At 70.2% G+C, this 16220-nt stretch carries 12 protein-coding genes; 8 read left to right on the top strand and 4 right to left on the bottom strand.

The genetic code is table 11. The features are described from left to right. Position 1: 1 nt before the first annotated feature. Genes hemQ through hemE form a run of 3 tightly spaced genes read right to left on the bottom strand, consistent with a single transcriptional unit; the run spans position 2 to position 3187 of the window. Positions 2–694: a hydrogen peroxide-dependent heme synthase gene (hemQ, locus tag BS329_RS24555; protein WP_076163607.1), complete on the bottom strand. Its 693-nt coding sequence runs from the start codon at positions 692–694 to the stop codon at positions 2–4. Between the two features lie 25 nt (positions 695–719). Next, on the bottom strand, positions 720–2099 hold the full coding sequence (hemG, locus tag BS329_RS24550) for a protoporphyrinogen oxidase (protein ID WP_076163786.1): 1380 nt from the start codon (positions 2097–2099) through the stop codon (positions 720–722). A gap of 14 nt (positions 2100–2113) precedes the next feature. Beyond that, positions 2114–3187 (bottom strand): uroporphyrinogen decarboxylase, encoded by a 1074-nt coding sequence (gene hemE / locus BS329_RS24545; RefSeq protein WP_076163785.1) that lies wholly within the window; start codon positions 3185–3187, stop codon positions 2114–2116. Between the two features lie 88 nt (positions 3188–3275). On the opposite strand from hemE, the gene BS329_RS24540 reads away from it, so the two are divergent. From BS329_RS24540 to BS329_RS24530, 3 genes are all read left to right on the top strand, one after another. Beyond that, on the top strand, positions 3276–3839 hold the full coding sequence (locus BS329_RS24540) for a DUF3000 domain-containing protein (RefSeq protein WP_076163606.1): 564 nt from the start codon (positions 3276–3278) through the stop codon (positions 3837–3839). A 1319-nt stretch (positions 3840–5158) separates the two neighbouring features. Then, positions 5159–5875 (top strand): response regulator transcription factor, encoded by a 717-nt coding sequence (locus BS329_RS24535; protein WP_034318331.1) that lies wholly within the window; start codon positions 5159–5161, stop codon positions 5873–5875. A 107-nt stretch (positions 5876–5982) separates the two neighbouring features. Further along, on the top strand, positions 5983–7239 hold the full coding sequence (locus tag BS329_RS24530) for a ribonuclease D (protein ID WP_076163605.1): 1257 nt from the start codon (positions 5983–5985) through the stop codon (positions 7237–7239). A gap of 7 nt (positions 7240–7246) precedes the next feature. Here BS329_RS24530 and BS329_RS24525 read toward each other — a convergent pair whose 3' ends face one another. Further along, entirely contained in the window at positions 7247–7903 is a 657-nt protein-coding gene (locus tag BS329_RS24525; protein WP_076163604.1) for a TetR/AcrR family transcriptional regulator, read from the bottom strand. Between the two features lie 178 nt (positions 7904–8081). Between BS329_RS24525 and BS329_RS24520 the strand changes: the two genes are divergently transcribed. From BS329_RS24520 to atzF, 5 genes are read left to right on the top strand one after another with little or no spacing between them, the layout of a single operon-like run. Then, on the top strand, positions 8082–9548 hold the full coding sequence (locus tag BS329_RS24520; RefSeq protein WP_076163603.1) for an amino acid permease: 1467 nt from the start codon (positions 8082–8084) through the stop codon (positions 9546–9548). An 11-nt stretch (positions 9549–9559) separates the two neighbouring features. Continuing rightward, positions 9560–10393: an urea amidolyase associated protein UAAP1 gene (locus tag BS329_RS24515; protein WP_076163602.1), complete on the top strand. Its 834-nt coding sequence runs from the start codon at positions 9560–9562 to the stop codon at positions 10391–10393. Continuing rightward, positions 10390–11001: an urea amidolyase associated protein UAAP2 gene (locus BS329_RS24510; RefSeq protein ID WP_076163601.1), complete on the top strand. Its 612-nt coding sequence runs from the start codon at positions 10390–10392 to the stop codon at positions 10999–11001. Before BS329_RS24515 ends, BS329_RS24510 begins: the two co-directional genes overlap by 4 nt. Beyond that, complete coding sequence (uca, locus tag BS329_RS24505) at positions 10998–14564, top strand: urea carboxylase (protein ID WP_076163600.1); 3567 nt, start codon at positions 10998–11000, stop codon at positions 14562–14564. Before BS329_RS24510 ends, uca begins: the two co-directional genes overlap by 4 nt. After that, positions 14561–16177 carry an allophanate hydrolase gene (gene atzF / locus BS329_RS24500; RefSeq protein ID WP_076163599.1) on the top strand — a complete coding sequence of 539 codons (1617 nt, stop codon included), beginning with the start codon at positions 14561–14563 and terminating at the stop codon, positions 16175–16177. Before uca ends, atzF begins: the two co-directional genes overlap by 4 nt. Positions 16178–16220 lie beyond the last annotated feature (43 nt).

Here is a 16220-nt window from a genome sequence, read left to right as displayed (position 1 = left end):
ACTACGGCAGCAGGGTGATCAGCTCGGCGGGTTCCACCTTCGTCCCGGTGTAGAACGGGATCTCCTCGCGCACGTGGAGGCGGGCCTCGGTGCCGCGCAGGTGGCGCATCAGGTCGACGATGCGGTGCAGTTCGTCGGCTTCGAAGGCCAGGATCCACTCGTAGTCGCCCAGCGCGAACGACGCGACCGTGTTGGCGCGGACGTCCGGGTAGTCGCGGGCCTCCTTGCCGTGGTCGGCGAGCATCTTGCGGCGCTCGTCGTCCGGCAGCAGGTACCACTCGTAGGAGCGCACGAACGGATAGACGCAGATGAACTTGCGGGCCTCTTCACCGGCGAGGAACGCCGGGATGTGGCTCTTGTTGAACTCCGCCGGGCGGTGCAGCGCGACCTGGCTCCACACCGGGACCGAGGCGCGGCCGAGCGGCGTGTGCCGGAAACCGCTGTAGGCCGCCTGGACCTGCTCGATCTCCTCGGCGTGCCACCAGACCATGTAGTCGGCGTCGGCGCGCAGCCCGGACAGGTCGTAGAGGCCGCGGACGACGACGCCCTTGCCCTCCAGCGCGTCGAGGTACTCGGTGGTCTCCGCGGTCGCCTGCGCGCGGTCCTCACCGAGCTTGCCCTGCTCGGCCCGGAAGACCGACCAGGCGGTGTAGCGGATGGTGTCATTGAGCTCGTTGTAGTTCAGCCGCGCCATACCGCCATCTTGGCACTGCCGGTGCTCAGGAGCCCTCGTGGGTCGGTGTGATCCCGGCGATGCGGCGGGCGGCCGCGTCGGCGGTGGCGACACACGCCGGGATACCGACACCGTGCAGCGCCGCGCCTGCCACGGCGAGCCCCGGGACGTCCGCGACGGCGCGTTCGATCCGCTCGACGCGTACGAGGTGCCCGGTGCCGTACTGCGGGAGCCCGCCGCCCCAGCGGGTCACCAGGGTGTCGATCGGTTCGGCGGTGACCCCGGTCAGCCGCGCCAGATCGTCGCGGACCACGCGGACGAGTTCGTCGTCGTCGGCGTGCAGGGCGCCCGGTTCGCCGAAGCGGCCGACCGAGCCGCGCACCAGCACCGGGCCTTCGCCGTACTGCGCCCACTTGCGGGAGGAGAAGGTGAACGCCTTGGCGGCGAACGGCTTCCCGGCCGCGTCCCGCTCCCCCGCGCCGATCAGCACCCCGGACGACTCCGGCAACGCGGTCCCCGGCGGAAGCGCGAGCGCGACGACCGCCATCGACGCGAGTTCGACCTTTGCGAACACCGACGAGGCCACTCCTGCGACACCTTCGAGCAGCCGTCGTGCCGAAGGCGCCGGGACGGCGAGAAGAACGGCGTCGGCGTCGAGGTCGTCGACCTTCCAGCCGTCGGCGGTGCGCTCGAGCGCCGTCACGGTGGTTCCGGTGCGGACTTCGGCGCGGGCCAGCCCCGCGAGCCGCGCGATCAGCGTTCCGAGGCCGCCCAGCAGGGTTCCGAAGACCGGCGCCGTACTCGGCGAGGCGGGCATGAGCGAGGCGGCGGCTTCGGTGAGCGATCGCGCGCCGCGATCGACCGCGGCCGCGAGACCGGGCATCGTCGCGCGCAGCCCGAGCCCGTCCGCTCCCCCGGCGTAGACGCCACCCAGCAGCGGGTCGACGAGCCGGTCCACCAGTTCGTCGCCGAAGCGCTCGCGCAGCAGCGGGCCGAGCGGCACGTCCCCGGCGGGCAGTTCCGTCGGCGCCAGTGACGACTCGGCCTCGACCAGGGCGCGGCCCTTCTCCGACAGCACCCCGGAGACCGCGTCGGCCGAAGCGGGAACGCCCATGACCGTGCCCGGCGGAAGGCCGAGCACGGATCCGCCGGCGTGGATCTTGGCGCGGGCCTTGGTGGGGTGGACGAGGCCTTCGCCGAGCCCGACCTCGCGGACCAGGGCGAGCGCCTCGGGACGGCGGGCGAGGAAGGCCTCCGCGCCGACGTCGTAACGCTCACCGGCGAGTTCGATCGTGCGGAGTTTCCCGCCGAGGGAGCCGGTCGCCTCGAAGACGACGATCCGCGCGTCGTCGCCGAGCAGCGTCCGCAGCCGGTACGCCGCGGTCAGTCCCGAGATACCGCCACCGATCACGGCGACGGTCTTCACGGTCTCCACGGCTTTCACGGCCGAAGCTCGTGCACCAGCCCGACCACGCGCGTCAAGACGTCCGGGTCGACGCCGGGCAGCACGCCGTGGCCGAGGTTGAAGACGTGGCCGTCGGCCGCGCGGCCTTCGGCGTGGACGCGCCGGACCTCCGCTTCGAGCACCGGCCAGGACGCGTGCAGCAGCGCGGGGTCGAGGTTGCCCTGGACCACACCGCCGCCGAGCCGCCGGACGGCCTCGTCGAGCGGGATACGCCAGTCCACGCCGACCACGTCGGCGCCCGCGTCGCGCATGGCCACCAGCAGCTCGCCGGTGCCGACGCCGAAGTGCACGCGCGGCACGCCGTACCCGGCGACCGCGGACAGCACCTTCGCCGAATGCGGCAGGACGAACTCGCGGTAGTCCCGCTCGGAGAGCGCGCCCGCCCACGAGTCGAACAGCTGGATCGCGTCGGCCCCGGCGTCGAGCTGCGCGGACAGGAAGGTGATCGCCATGTCCGCCAGGCGCCCCGCCAGCTCGTGCCACAGCTCCGGCTCGGAATGCATGAGCGCCTTGGTGTGCTCGTGGTTGCGGCTCGGCCCGCCCTCGATGAGATAGGAGGCCAGGGTGAACGGCGCGCCGGCGAAACCGATCAGCGGCGTCTCGCCCAGCGACCCGACCAGCAGCCGGACCCCCTCGGCGACCCGCGCCACCTGATCCGGGTCCAGGACCGGGAGCGCGCGCACGCCCGCGGCGTCACGGATCGGCTCGGCGACGACCGGGCCGGTGCCCGCGACGATGTCGATGTCCAGACCCGCCGCCTTGAGCGGGACGACGATGTCACTGAAGAGGATGGCCGCGTCGACGCCGTGACGGCGGATCGGCTGGAGCGTGATCTCCGCGAGCATCTCCGGGTCGAAGCACGCTTCGAACATCGAGGTGCCTTCGCGCAGCGCCCGGTACTCGGGCAGCGACCGGCCCGCCTGGCGCATGAACCACACCGGAGTGCGGTCCGGGCGTTCGCCGCGCGCGGCGGCCAAGAACGGCGAACCGGGCAGGGCACGACGGGCCGCAGTGACGATCTGCGCGGGAGAATCAGCTGAAGGAGACATCACGGTTCATGGTGCCATGGGCGCTCCGAGGCCTTACTCTCGGCGCGTCTGCGCCCCGAACCGGACACTCGCGTCTTACAGTCGGTTGGTGACCGCGATGACGTCAGTACCCGACCTCTTCCGTGAAGCCGTCGCGGCGTTGCAATCGGTCCGGCCCCGTCCCGAAGTGCAGCTGGAGACGATGCGCCCGCCGCAGCGGCTGGCGCCGTGGTCCTACGCGGTGAGCTGCGAGGTCGAAGGTCCGGCGGACGTGCTGGCGTCGGGGCGGCTGGTGCTGCTGCACGACCCGGAAGGCCAGGAAGGCTGGGACGGTGTCCTGCGGCTGGTCATGTACGTCCGCGCGGAACTCGACCGGGAACTGGCGACCGATCCCTTCCTTCCCGCCGTCGGCTGGTCGTGGCTGACCGACGCGCTGGAAAGCTCCGGCGCCGAGTGGACCGCGCTGGGCGGCACGGTCACCGAGACGTCGTCGGCCCGCTTCGGCGACATCTCCGGCCCCTCGCGCACCGACGATCTGGAGCTGCGGGCGTCCTGGACGCCGACCGACGCCGCGCTGCGGCCGCACGGGCAGGCCTTCTGCCAGGTGATGGCGAGCGTCGTCGGGCTGCCGCCGGTCGGCGTGACCCTGTTCGGGCAGCGCCAGTCCTCCTGAGCACCTGGCCTCCTGCTGCCTGCTGTCCAAGTCCGTTCCTCTCACTCGTCCCGGGCGACCGCTTGGCCTCAACCACAACCGCGGCGCGTGAAGGCCCCCTTCCCTACTTTGAGGGCAGGGTTCCGGCAAAGTCGCAGAGCTGCTGGTCAGCGCTGCTCTTGGTAACCGGGTTAGACATCGCTGGTGCCCTCTCGGGGGGCTCCGCAACCGGTATGTCCCGTGACGATGGAGGAACGGGACACTCCACGTCCCCATCCCTCCATCGCCAGCCTCACACAGCGACAATAGCTGCCTGACCTGCAAGATCCCGACTTTGCCGGAGCCCTACCTTGAGGTAGGGAAGGAGGCCTTCGCGACGTCGCCGACCCGGCGTCGGAGCGGATCACCCACAACCTCGCGACGCAGGACGCGTAGGACGGCGAAGGCTCAAAGTGCCCGTCCACCGCGGCCGCGGCCCTCCTGAGGCCCGCCACCCGTCCCGACACGCCGAAATCCCAGCAATCGAGACATAGCATTCGGGTTATCTTGCGATTTCTGGCCACCTAGCGCCGCTAGCAATGCTGCCGATACTAAAGGTCCCTTGCTCCCCGACTGCATCCCCGGCCCAAGTACGTGAAGGACCCCTTCATTGCGCCTAGCGCAATGAAGGGGTCCTTCACGTACTGTCGACAACCCGCGAGAGCCGCCGAAGCGCCTTCGCGTACCCGTACGCGAGGCCCTCAGAGCGTCCCTACGCCATCGAGACGGCCTTCAGGGCCAGATGGACTAGACCAGCTCCGACCAGCGGCGAGCCGACCGCTGAGAGGTCTGGACCACCCCGTTCGTGCTACGCACAGTGTCACCGTCAGCAACAAGATCAAGCACCTCGCGACGGGCCGTCCGAACACCCCGAGATGCTTTCGGAGCGTTACCGTCGTGGTCACCGAGCGAAGCGATCATGACGCTCAGCGAAGTCGATCAAGTCCCACGCCGGGACCGGTTTCCGGCCCGCGAAGCACCGGTTTCCCCGGGTCCCGGGCAGAGGCACCGGCAGGTGCACGGCCCATCTGCACAGTCGGTTGGACCCCGGTAACTGGAGTGCATCGTGTTCTTTGGGCGATGTGTTAGCCACCGGCTGTGTACTAGCCCGATCGTGTTACAACGAACTCCCTGAGTGACCGCTGGTTTGAGATAGATACCCATTCGATCCCCCCGTGAAGGCCTCAGGGCGGCTACAGTGCCAACGACGACACCACTTTCGGTCTAAAGCTGGCGCGGCTAAACGGCCGAAAGTCCCGGTGCCGGTCGGGGGGCACGACCGACTCCAGGGAGGTAGTGACGTGGCTACCGTCGGCATTTCTCAGGCCGTCCGATCCACGCCAGCCGGTTCATTGCCGGCGAGCATGGTTCCGCATCCGCGGGAAGAGCTTTTTTCCGTGTTGGTGGTCGATGACCACCCGCTGTTGAGGGAGGCAATCTCAGCAAGACTCGCACAGATGGGTGCGGGCACCGTCCACGAGGCCGCCACGGTGGCCGAGGCGAGGGCGCGAGCACAGGCCACTGGGCCTTGTGACCTGGCGATCCTTGATCTCGGACTGCCGGATGGCAGCGGCATCGAGCTGGTTACGGAACTCCGTAGCCATGGCTGGCCTCGAGTAGTGGTGCTCGCTTCATCGGATGACCCGTACGCGGTCAGGTCGGCGTTCCAGGCCGGCGCCCAGGCATACCTGCTCAAGTCGGCATCGCCGGTCGTAGTGACCGACGGCGTCCGCAGGGTGCTCGAGGGCGGCGTCTACGCGGATCCGAGCGTCGCACCGGTCTTGGCCACCGGCACCAGGGTCGCCGGCACCGACAACACCCCGCGCGAGCTTTCGGCGCGCGAGGTCGAGGTGCTGCAGCTCGTCGCCGACGGCCAGTCCAACAAGGAGATCGGCGAGGAACTCAGCCTCTCCGCTCTCACCGTGAAGTCTCACCTCTCCCGCATCGGGCGCAAGCTCGGCACGGGTGACCGGGCTCAGATGGTGGCGCTGGCCATGCGTGCCGGCGTGATCCGCTGACAAAGGCGAACTGCCCTGCGGGGCGGGCGGACCAGGCGCGGCCCGCTCGTCCCGTAGGGTCTTCACCTATGGAAGGCGACCGACCCGGAGAACCGCAGGCGGACTCTATGACCGGCACTGACGACGCCAGTGCCGCCGTCTTGTTACGTGAGCCCGCCGAAGGCACTCCACCGGTGATCGCCGACGCGACAGCACTCGCCGAAGCCTGCGCGAAGATCGCGGGCGGCAGCGGGGCCATCGCGGTGGACACCGAACGCGCGTCCGGCTACCGATACTGGCCGAAGGCCTACTTGGTCCAGCTGCGCCGCGAAGGTGCCGGTTCCTTCCTCATCGACCCCATTCCGCTCGAAGGGCAGCTCGAACCCCTCGCGGAAGTACTCAACGACGCCGAATGGGTGTTGCACGCGGCCTCTCAGGATCTGCCGTGCCTCGCCGAACTCGACCTGCGCCCGAAGAGCCTGTTCGACACCGAACTCGCCGGGCGGCTCGCCGGGTACGAACGGGTCGCCCTCGGCACCCTCGTCGAACTCCTCCTCGGCTACCAGCTGGAGAAGGGGCACAGTGCCGCCGACTGGTCGAAGCGCCCGCTTCCCGTCGACTGGCTGAACTACGCCGCCCTCGACGTCGAACTGCTCATCGAACTGCGCGAGAAGCTCGAAGCCGACCTCTCGGCCCAGGGCAAACTCGAGTGGGCCCAGCAGGAATTCGAGGCCGTCCGCACCGCGTCACCGCCCGCCCCCCGGGTCGAGCCGTGGCGCCGGACGTCCGGAGTGCACAAGATCCGCAGTGCGCGCGGACTCGCCGCCGTGCGCGAACTGTGGCAGGCGCGGGACGAACTCGCCCGCAAACGCGACCGCGCGCCGAGCCGGATCCTGCCCGACAGCGCGATCATCAACGCCGTCACCGCGGACCCGAAGACGGTCGACCAGTTGCAGGCGCTGCCGGTGTTCAGCGGCCGGGTCCAGCGCAAGTACACCGCGAGCTGGCTGCGGCATCTCCAGACCGCCCGCGCGCTCCCCGCCGACGAACTGCCGACCCCGGCGCAGCAGACCGACGGCCCGCCGCCGGTGAACCGCTGGTCGGACAAGGATCCCGACGCCGCCGCCCGGCTCTCGGCCGCCCGCGCGGCGCTCTCCGCGATCGCGGAGGACCGCAGGCTGCCGGTGGAGAACCTGCTGCTGCCGGAACTCGTGCGCCGCACCTGCTGGCGCCCGCCCGCGGACCTGAGCGAGGACTCGGTCGCCAAGGTCCTCGGTGACGGCGGGGCCAGGCCGTGGCAGATCGAGCTGACCGCGGCGGCGCTGAGCAAGGCGCTCCACGCCACCCCGCCCTCCCCCACCCCGCCCTCCCCCAGCACGGCCTGACCCGGCTTCAGTCCTCCAGCAACGCGCGCGCGGAAGTGCGCAGACCGGCGTCCGGTTCCCCGAGACCGGCGAGCCGCAGGACGCCGTCCGCGCCTTCGACGGCGTGCGCCTCGACGTCCAGATCCGGCTGGTCACGCCGGACGATCGCGATGCTCTCCACGAGTCCGAAGAGGAGATCGGTCCGGATGCCACGCAGGTCTTCGCGGACGCCGGCCGCCGCGACGAGGGCGCCGTAGACGTTCTTGAGCTCCGCCCGCTCGGCCCGGAAGCGTGCCAGCCTCGGCGAGGAGATCTCCGGCAGCAGGTACAGGGCACCGAGGTTGTGCCGCGCGCTGGCGAGCAGGTGGATGTCCGCGTACGCCAGCGCCCACAGCCGCGCGCCGACCGGCGCCAACTGCACCGAAAGGCCGCCCGCGACCTCCAGTGACGGCCGGACGGTGTCCTCCAGCAGCGCCGCGAGAATGTCCTCTTTGGACGGAAAGTGGTAGTAGAGCGACGCCTGGCGCAAGCCCGCCCGTTCGGCGATGGCCCGCGTGGTCGTCGCCGCGTACCCGGCGCCGGTGAACAGCTCCCCCGCCGCGTCCAATACCGCGAGCCGCGCTTCCCGCTTGCTCGCGGCAGCACCGCTGGCTCTCGGCCTGCCCACCCCGGTCGTTTTGGTCATCTATCCGATCCTGCCATTTCTTCGCGGCGATCTTTGTTACGTCCGGCGGTCGGCTCAGGTTACCGAATGCGGTATCACTTAACACCGCGCTTACCGGGCGGAGATCAGAAGGACTCCGCATGCGCTTAATTTCGGTCACTCGATCGAAATTCGGCCCTTCAGACAGGAGCCCCCGCAAATGCCGTCCGAAGACCTTTCCGCCTTCGGTTACCGCCAAGAACTCCGCCGGACACTGGGCGGTTTCTCCGCCTTCGCCGCCGGTTTCTCCTTCGTTTCCATCCTGACCACGGTGTTCCAGCTGTTCGCCTTCGGCTATTCCTTCGGTGACACACTCTTCTTCTGGACCTGGCCGCTGGTGATCATCGGCCAATTGCTCGTCGCGCTGAACTTCGCCGAACTCGCGGCCCGATTCCCGCTGGCCGGATCGGTTTACCAGTGGGCGAAACACCTCTCCCCGGGGTTCGCGGGCTGGCTGGCGGGCTGGATGATGCTGGTGGGCTGCGTCGTCGCGCTCGCCGGTGCCGCCATCGCGTTGCAGGTCGTCCTCCCCTCGGTCTGGAGCGGCTTCCAGCTCGTCGGCGGAAATCCGGCGATCACGTCCCCGACCGGCGCGACCAACGCCGTTCTGCTCGGCGCCCTGCTGATCGTCTTCACCACCGCGATCAACGCGGCCGGCGTGCGGCTCATGGCGCGGATCAACGACGTCGGGGTGGCCGCCGAACTCGTCGGCGTCCTCGTCCTGATCATCGGGCTCGCGCTCTTCGCCGTCCGCGGCCCGCAGGTCGTGCTCGCACCGGCGGGTGAAAGCCCGGGAGCGGGCGGCGTTCTCGCTTCGGCGCTGATGGCCGCGTACGTCCTGTACGGCTTCGACACCGCGGCTTCGGTCGCCGAAGAGACCAAAGACGCCCGCCGCACCGCGCCACGCGCCGTGCTCCGCGCACTCCTGATCTCCGGGATCGGCGGCCTCGCCGTCGTCATCACCGCGCTGATGGCGGCCCCGAGCCTCACCGACGGCCAGCTCGCCGGGAAGGGCCTGCCGTACGTGATCACGGCCGTCTTCGGGGACACACTCGGCCGGATCTTCCTCGCCGACGTCGCGATCGCGGTGGTCGTCTGCACCCTGACCATCCAGACCGGCACCGTCCGGCTGATTTACGCGATGGCCCGCGACGGCGCGCTTCCCGGCGCCAAACGGCTTTCCGCGGTCAACGCCCGCACCGGGACGCCGATCGCGCCCGCCGTTCTGTCCGGCGCGCTCGCCATCGGGCTGCTGGCACTGAATCTGGGGAATCCGACGATCTTCAGCACCATCACCGGTACCTCGGTGGTCGTGGTCTACCTCGCCTATCTCCTGGTGACCGGCCCACTGCTGCTCCGGCGCCGTCAAGGCCGTTTCACCGCCGAACCCGGCCATTTCTCCCTGGGGCGATGGGCTATTCCGGTCAACGTCGCGGCAGTAGGGTACGGCGCGATGATGATCGTCAACATCGCTTGGCCACGAGCCGAGATCTACGACCTGGCGGGCACCGGCTCCGTCTGGGCCCTGTTGTTCCCGATCGAGTTCGTCGGCGCCGCGATCCTCACCGGCTACCTCTGCTGGCGCCGCCGCTCCGCGCTCACCACGGTCCCCGTCCCCGCGATCTGAAGGAAGGTTCCATGAGCACGACATCGACCACGTACGGCGCTCGCGACCACGCGCGCGCCCAAGCGGGCACGGTGACCGAAGCGATGCCCTCCATCCCGGCGTCCACCTGGCCGGATCCGCCACCCGGGATCGACCCGGCGAAGCTGGTCTGGGCCGAGACCGTCGCCGGCGGCGGCTACACCCACAAGGTCCTCGCACGCGGCACCGAACTGCGGCTGACCGACCTCGATGGCGACGCCTGCGCGCATCTGCTGCTGTTCAACGCCGATCAGCCGTGGGAGCGGCTGAACGTCGCGGACACCGTGAAGGTCCAGTGGAACGCGTATCTCGGCGAAGCGATCGCGCTGCTTTCCGATCAGGCGCGGGTGCTCGCGACGGTCGTCGCCGACGAGAGCGGCAAGCACGACGCGTTGTGCGGGACGTCCACTGTGGACGGTAACGCGGAACGCTACGGCGACGGCGGCCCGCAGGGCGGTTCGCCGTCCGGGAACGCGCTGTTCACGCTGGCCGCCGCGAAGCACGGCCTCACCCCGCGCGATCTGCCGCCGAGCCTGTCCTTCTTCCAGGGCATCCACGTGGAGACAGACGGCGGACTGACGTTCACCGGCTCGGACGGACCGGGGAAATCCGTGGTCCTGCGGACCGAACTCCCGGTCGTCGTCCTGATCGCGAACGTGGCGCACCCGCTCGACCCGCGCCCGGACTACACGGTCACTCCGCTGCGCGTCCTCGCTCAGCGCAGCACACCGTCCACTCCGGACAGTCCTGAATGGACAGCGTCGCCCGAAGCCCAGCGCGCCTTCGAGAACACCGCCGACTACCTCACCGCAAGGGGCTTGGCATGACCATCATCTCCGATACCGAGGTCGCCGCGCGGGCCCCGTACTCCACCGTGCTCCGCAAGGGCGAGACCCTCGCGATCATCGATCTCGGCGGCAACCAGGCCGTCGACTTCCTGTGCTACGACGCCGCCGACACGGCCAAGCGGTACAGCGCGGCCACCACGATCGCCGCGCAGGGCAACATCTTCCTCAGCACCGGCAGCGTGCTGCGCACCGGCGAGGGGGCTCCGCTGCTCACCGTCGTCGGGGACACCTGCGGGCGGCACGACACGATCGGCGGCGCGTGCAGCAAGGAGTCGAACAGCCTCCGTTACGGCCAGCACACGCGGTACCAGCACGCCTGCGTCGAGAACTTCCTGACCGAGGGCGCGAAATGGGGCCTTGCGAAACGGGACCTGGTCAGCAACGTCAACTGGTACATGAACGTGCCGGTCGAACAGGACGGCACGCTCGGCATCGTCGACGGCATCTCCGGGCCCGGCATGGAGGTCGGACTGCGTGCCGAGACCGACGTCCTGGTGCTGGTGTCGAACTGCCCGCAGATCAACAACCCGTGCAACGGATTCGATCCGACTCCGGTCAGAATGATCGTCACCGGCGGTGACGCGTGAAACTGCTCGTCGCCAACCGGGGGGAAATCGCGGTCCGGATCATCCGGACCGCCAAGGAGATGGGCATCGCGACGGTGGCGGTCCACTCCGACGCGGACCGCACCGCCGCACACGTGAGGCTCGCCGACGAGGCCGTCCGGCTGGGCCCCGCGCCCGCCAGGGAAAGCTATCTCCTCGGCGACGCGATCATCGAAGCCGCGCTGAAGACCGGGGCGGACACGATCCACCCCGGCTACGGATTCCTGTCCGAAGACGCCGCTTTCGCCCGGACGGCGGAAGCGGCCGGGATCCGGTTCGCCGGTCCCACCGCGGACCAGCTCGAAGTCTTCGGCAGCAAGCACACCGCGCGCGACAAGGCCGTCGAGGCCGGTGTCCCGCTGCTGCCGGGCACCGGGCTGCTGGACACCCTCGCCGACGCCGAAACCGCGGCAGCCGAGATCGGCTACCCGGTGATGCTCAAGGCCACCGGCGGTGGCGGCGGGATCGGCATGCGTGCCTGCGCTTCGGCCGGGGAGTTGCGGGAGGCCTGGGACGCGGTGCGGAGCATCGTGGCGAAGAGCTTCTCGACGTCGGGCGTGTTCCTGGAACGCCTGGTGACGCGGGCCCGGCATGTCGAGGTCCAGGTGTTCGGCGACGGCGCGGGTGAGGTGCTGGCGCTGGGCACCCGGGACTGCACGCTCCAGCGGCGCAACCAGAAGGTGCTCGAAGAGTGCCCCGCACCGGGGCTGCCCGAAGCGGTGCGGAAGAACCTGGTCTCGGCGGCGGTCGACCTCGGCAAGTCGGTGCGCTACCGGTCGGCGGGCACGGTCGAGTTCATCTACGACCCGGACCGCGAAGAGACCGCGTTCCTAGAAGTCAACACCCGGCTCCAGGTCGAGCATCCGGTCACCGAGGCGGTGTACGGAATCGACCTGGTCGCGTGGATGCTCCGGCTCGCCGACGGCGACACCGGGATGTTCGCCGTCGCGCCGGAGCCACGCGGGCACGCGGTCGAAGCACGGGTCTACGCCGAGGATCCGGCCGCCGGGCACCGGCCGAGCGCGGGCCTGCTGACCCGCGCCGATTTCCCCGCCGAGGCCCGGGTGGACACCTGGGTCGAGGCTGGCACGACGGTGACGACGCATTACGACCCGTTGCTCGCCAAGGTGATCACCGTCGGCGCGGACCGAGCCGAGGCGCTGGCAGCGCTGGGCGCCGCGCTCGGGGAGAGCCGGGTGGACGGCGTCCGCACGAACCTCGGGCAGTTGCGCGCGGTGGCCGCCGATCAGCGGCTGCACGACGTCACGCACGACACCGCGACCCTCGACGCGATCCTCGATCCCGAACCGCGGATCGAGGTCCTGCGGGGTGGCACGATGACCACCGTCCAGCAATGGCCTGGACGGCTGGGGTTCTGGCACGTGGGTGTCCCGCCGAGCGGGCCGATGGACGATCTGTCGCTGCGGCTGGGCAACCGCGCGCTGGGCAATCCCGAAGGCACACCCGGTCTTGAGTGCACTGTGGACGGTGTTTCGCTGCGGTTCACCGACGACGCCGTCGTTTGCGTCACGGGGTCTCCGTCGCAGGTGACCGTCGATGGCGCGACCGTTCCTCAGTGGACACCGGTCGAGGTGCCCGCGGGCGGGGTGCTGGACGTCGGGACCGGCACGGCCGGGCTCCGCGCGTACGTCCTCGTTCGCGGAGGCTTCGACGTGCCGGAGTTCCTGGGCAGCGCGGCGACGTTCACGCTGGGCGGCTTCGGCGGGCACGGCGGACGCGCGCTGGCGACCGGCGATGCCCTCTCCCCCGGCCCGCTTCCGGAGAACGACGTCCTCGGGCCGGTTTTCGAGTCCGAACGACCGGTTTTCGGGACGCACTGGGAGATCGGCGCGTCCGAAGGACCACACGCGGCGCCGGAGTTCTTCACTCCGGAAGACGTCGAGACGTTTTACGCCACCGACTGGGAAGTGCACTTCAACTCCGCGCGGACCGGCGTCCGGCTCGTCGGGCCCCGGCCACGGTGGGCGCGGGAAGACGGCGGTGAGGCGGGATTGCACCCGTCGAACATCCACGACACGCCGTACGCGATCGGTGCCGTCGACTACACCGGCGACCTGCCGATCCTGCTGGGCCCGGACGGGCCGAGCCTCGGCGGTTTCGTCTGCCCCGCCACCGTGGTGACCGGGCAGCGCTGGAAGCTCGGCCAGCTGCGGCCGGGTGACACCGTCCGGTTCGTGCCGATCACCACCGGGCACGCGGTTTCGCTGCGCGAGGCACCCGGCAAGGCGGTCGAGGCGAGCCGGAAGCCGATCGACGACGGCGGCATCCTCGGTCGTCTGTCCACATCGGACGAGAACCCCGAGGTCACCTACCGGCGCAGTGGCGACGACAACCTGCTGATCGAGTACGGGCCGATGAAACTCGACCTGGCCTTGCGGATGCGGGTCCACGCACTGGCCGACAGGCTGGCGACGGAAGGCCTGGACGGCGTGATCGACCTGACGCCGGGCATCCGGTCGCTCCAGGTGCATGTCGACCCGGACGCGCTGCCGGTCCCGAAACTGCTCGGGCTCGTCCAGGAGGTGGAGCACGATCTGCCGCGGACCGCCGATCTGGTCGTGCCGAGCCGGACCGTGCGGCTGCCGCTGTCCTGGGACGACCCGGCGACGCGTGAGGCGATCGAGCGGTACATGGCGGGCGTGCGCGACGACGCGCCGTGGTGCCCGTGGAACATCGAGTTCATCCGGCGGGTCAACGGTCTGTCCAGTGTGGACGACGTCTACCGGACGGTGTTCGACGCGGAGTACCTGGTGCTGGGACTCGGCGACGTCTATCTCGGCGCGCCGGTGGCCACTCCCCTGGATCCGCGGCACCGGCTGGTCACCACGAAGTACAACCCGGCGCGGACGTGGACCGCGGAGAACTCCGTCGGCATCGGCGGCTCGTACCTGTGCATCTACGGGATGGAAGGCCCCGGCGGGTATCAGTTCGTCGGACGGACCGTGCAGGTGTGGAGCGGCTGGCGGCAGCGTGGCTCGTTCGAGCCCGGTTCGCCGTGGCTGCTGCGGTTCTTCGACCGGATCTCGTGGTATCCCGTGTCCGCGGAGGAGTTGCTGGACCTGCGGGCGCGGAGTTCGGCGGGGGAACTGGAACTCGACATCACCGACGGCGAGTTCGCGCTGGCCGACCACGAGCGGTTCCTGGCCGACAACGCCGCTGACATCGCCTCGTTCCGCGCGAAGCAGAGTTCGGCGTTCGAGACCGAGCGGCGGGCCTGGGCGGCGGCGGGCGAATTCGACCCTCGTCCCGAGCCTGCCGGAGCGAAGGTCCCGACCACGAAAATCGAGGCTCCGCCCGGCGGTCACGTCGTCGAAGCGCCGTTCGCCGCGACCGTGTGGCGGGTGGACGTCGAGGCAGGCAAGGAGGTCGACTCGGCGGAGACACTGGTGATCCTCGAAGCGATGAAGACCGAGGCGCGGATCCCCGCGCCGTCCGCCGGGGAGGTCGTCGAAGTGCTCGTCTCCCCCGGTGACCAGGTCGCCCCCGGCACCCCGCTGGTGGTTCTGGGAAGGAGCGCGGGATGAGTGTGCTGGAGCGGGTGCGCGCCGCGTACCACCGGATCGCGCGGGTCGACCGGCCAGAGATCTGGATCGACCTGCGGCCCGAGGACGAGGTGCTCGCCGACGCGGAGAAACTGGACGCCCGCCGTGCGGCGGGTGAGCTCTTGCCGCTGTACGGAAAACTCGCCGCGATCAAGGGCAACATCGACGTCGCCGGGCTGCCGACTACGGCGGCCTGTCCCGAGTACGCCTACCTGCCGGACGAGGACGCGCCGGTGGTGGCGCGGCTGCGCGCGGCCGGCGCGCTGATCCTGGGCACGACCAATCTGGACCAGTTCGCGACCGGACTCGTCGGCACGCGCAGCCCGTACGGCGCGGTGCGGAACGCGATCGACCCGGCGTACGTGTCGGGCGGGTCGAGTTCGGGTTCGGCGGTCGCGGTGGCGCTCGGGATCGCGGATCTCGCGCTGGGCACCGACACCGCCGGATCCGGCCGGGTTCCGGCGGCGTTCAACGGCATCGTCGGGCTGAAGCCGACCCGAGGCTTGTTGCCGACGACCGGTGTCGTACCCGCCTGCGCGAGCATCGACTGCGTGACCGTGTTCGCGCGGACGGTCGACGAGGCCTCGACGGCGTTCGCGTGTCTCAGTGAGCCACGGGATCTTCCGGTGGTCCACCGTCCTTTCCGGATCGGTGTGCCCGCCTCGCTGGGCGGCCCTTTGCAGGATGGCTGGGCCGAGGCGTTCTCCGCGGCGGCCGAGTCGTTCCGCGAGGCCGGGGCCGAGTTGGTCCCTGTCGACATATCGGCGTTCCTGGCCGCGGCCCGGTTGCTGTACGAGGGCGCGTTCGTGGCCGAGCGGTATTCGGCGGTCGGCGAGTTCGTCGACGCGCGTCCGGACGTGGTCGATCCGGCCGTGCGGCGGATCATCGGTGCGGCCAAGGACATCCCGGCGCACCGCTTGTTCACCGACCTCGCGACACTCGACGGTCTCTCACGGCAGACTTCGGCCATTCTGTCCACTGTGGACTGCGTCCTGCTGCCCACGACGACGGAGCATCCGACGATCGCCGAAGTCGAGGCCGACCCACTGGGCGTGAACGCCCGGCTGGGCCGGTTCACGAACTCGACCAACCTGCTGGGCCTGTCGTCACTGGCCGTGCCCGCCGGAACCGTCGGCGGGCTGCCGTTCGGGGTGATGCTGGTCGGGGCCGCCTACGCCGACCGGATCCTCGCCGACGTCGCCCGCCTGGTCCCGCGGCGGACCCGGATCGCCGTCGTCGGCGCCCATCTGCGCGGGCAGCCGCTGAACCACGAACTGACCTCGCGCGGAGGCCGGTTCGTCTCGGCGGGGCCGACGGCGGCCGAGTACCGGCTCTACGCGCTGGACACCGTGCCGCCCAAACCCGGCCTCGTCCGGGCCGCGTCGGGCGGCGAACCGATCGAGGCCGAGGTGTGGGACCTGCCGCTCGCCGGCTTCGGCGAGTTCGTGGCGGGCGTCCCCGCACCGCTGGCGATCGGGAAGGTGCGGCTGGCCGACGGAAGCGAGGTGTCCGGGTTCGTCTGCGAACCCATGGCGGTCGAAGGCGCCGAGGACATCACGGGATACGGCGGGTGGGTGGGCTATCTGGGCCGATGAGGAGCGCGTCGTGAGCGGTTTCACGTGACGGGATGGACGACAC

The sequence above is a fragment of the Amycolatopsis coloradensis genome, from assembly GCF_001953865.1.
Lineage (GTDB): Bacteria > Actinomycetota > Actinomycetes > Mycobacteriales > Pseudonocardiaceae > Amycolatopsis > Amycolatopsis coloradensis.
Note: the sequence above shows the minus strand (reverse complement) of the source record. Positions and strands in the feature narration are given on the sequence as shown.

Coding starts and splice junctions, on each gene's coding strand:
- hemQ (WP_076163607.1), bottom strand. CDS start 694: ATGGCGCGGCTGAACTACAACGAGCTCAATGACACCATCCGCTACACC.
- BS329_RS24510 (WP_076163601.1), top strand. CDS start 10,390: ATGACCATCATCTCCGATACCGAGGTCGCCGCGCGGGCCCCGTACTCC.
- BS329_RS24530 (WP_076163605.1), top strand. CDS start 5,983: ATGACCGGCACTGACGACGCCAGTGCCGCCGTCTTGTTACGTGAGCCC.
- atzF (WP_076163599.1), top strand. CDS start 14,561: ATGAGTGTGCTGGAGCGGGTGCGCGCCGCGTACCACCGGATCGCGCGG.
- BS329_RS24525 (WP_076163604.1), bottom strand. CDS start 7,903: ATGACCAAAACGACCGGGGTGGGCAGGCCGAGAGCCAGCGGTGCTGCC.
- BS329_RS24520 (WP_076163603.1), top strand. CDS start 8,082: ATGCCGTCCGAAGACCTTTCCGCCTTCGGTTACCGCCAAGAACTCCGC.
- hemE (WP_076163785.1), bottom strand. CDS start 3,187: ATGTCTCCTTCAGCTGATTCTCCCGCGCAGATCGTCACTGCGGCCCGT.
- BS329_RS24515 (WP_076163602.1), top strand. CDS start 9,560: ATGAGCACGACATCGACCACGTACGGCGCTCGCGACCACGCGCGCGCC.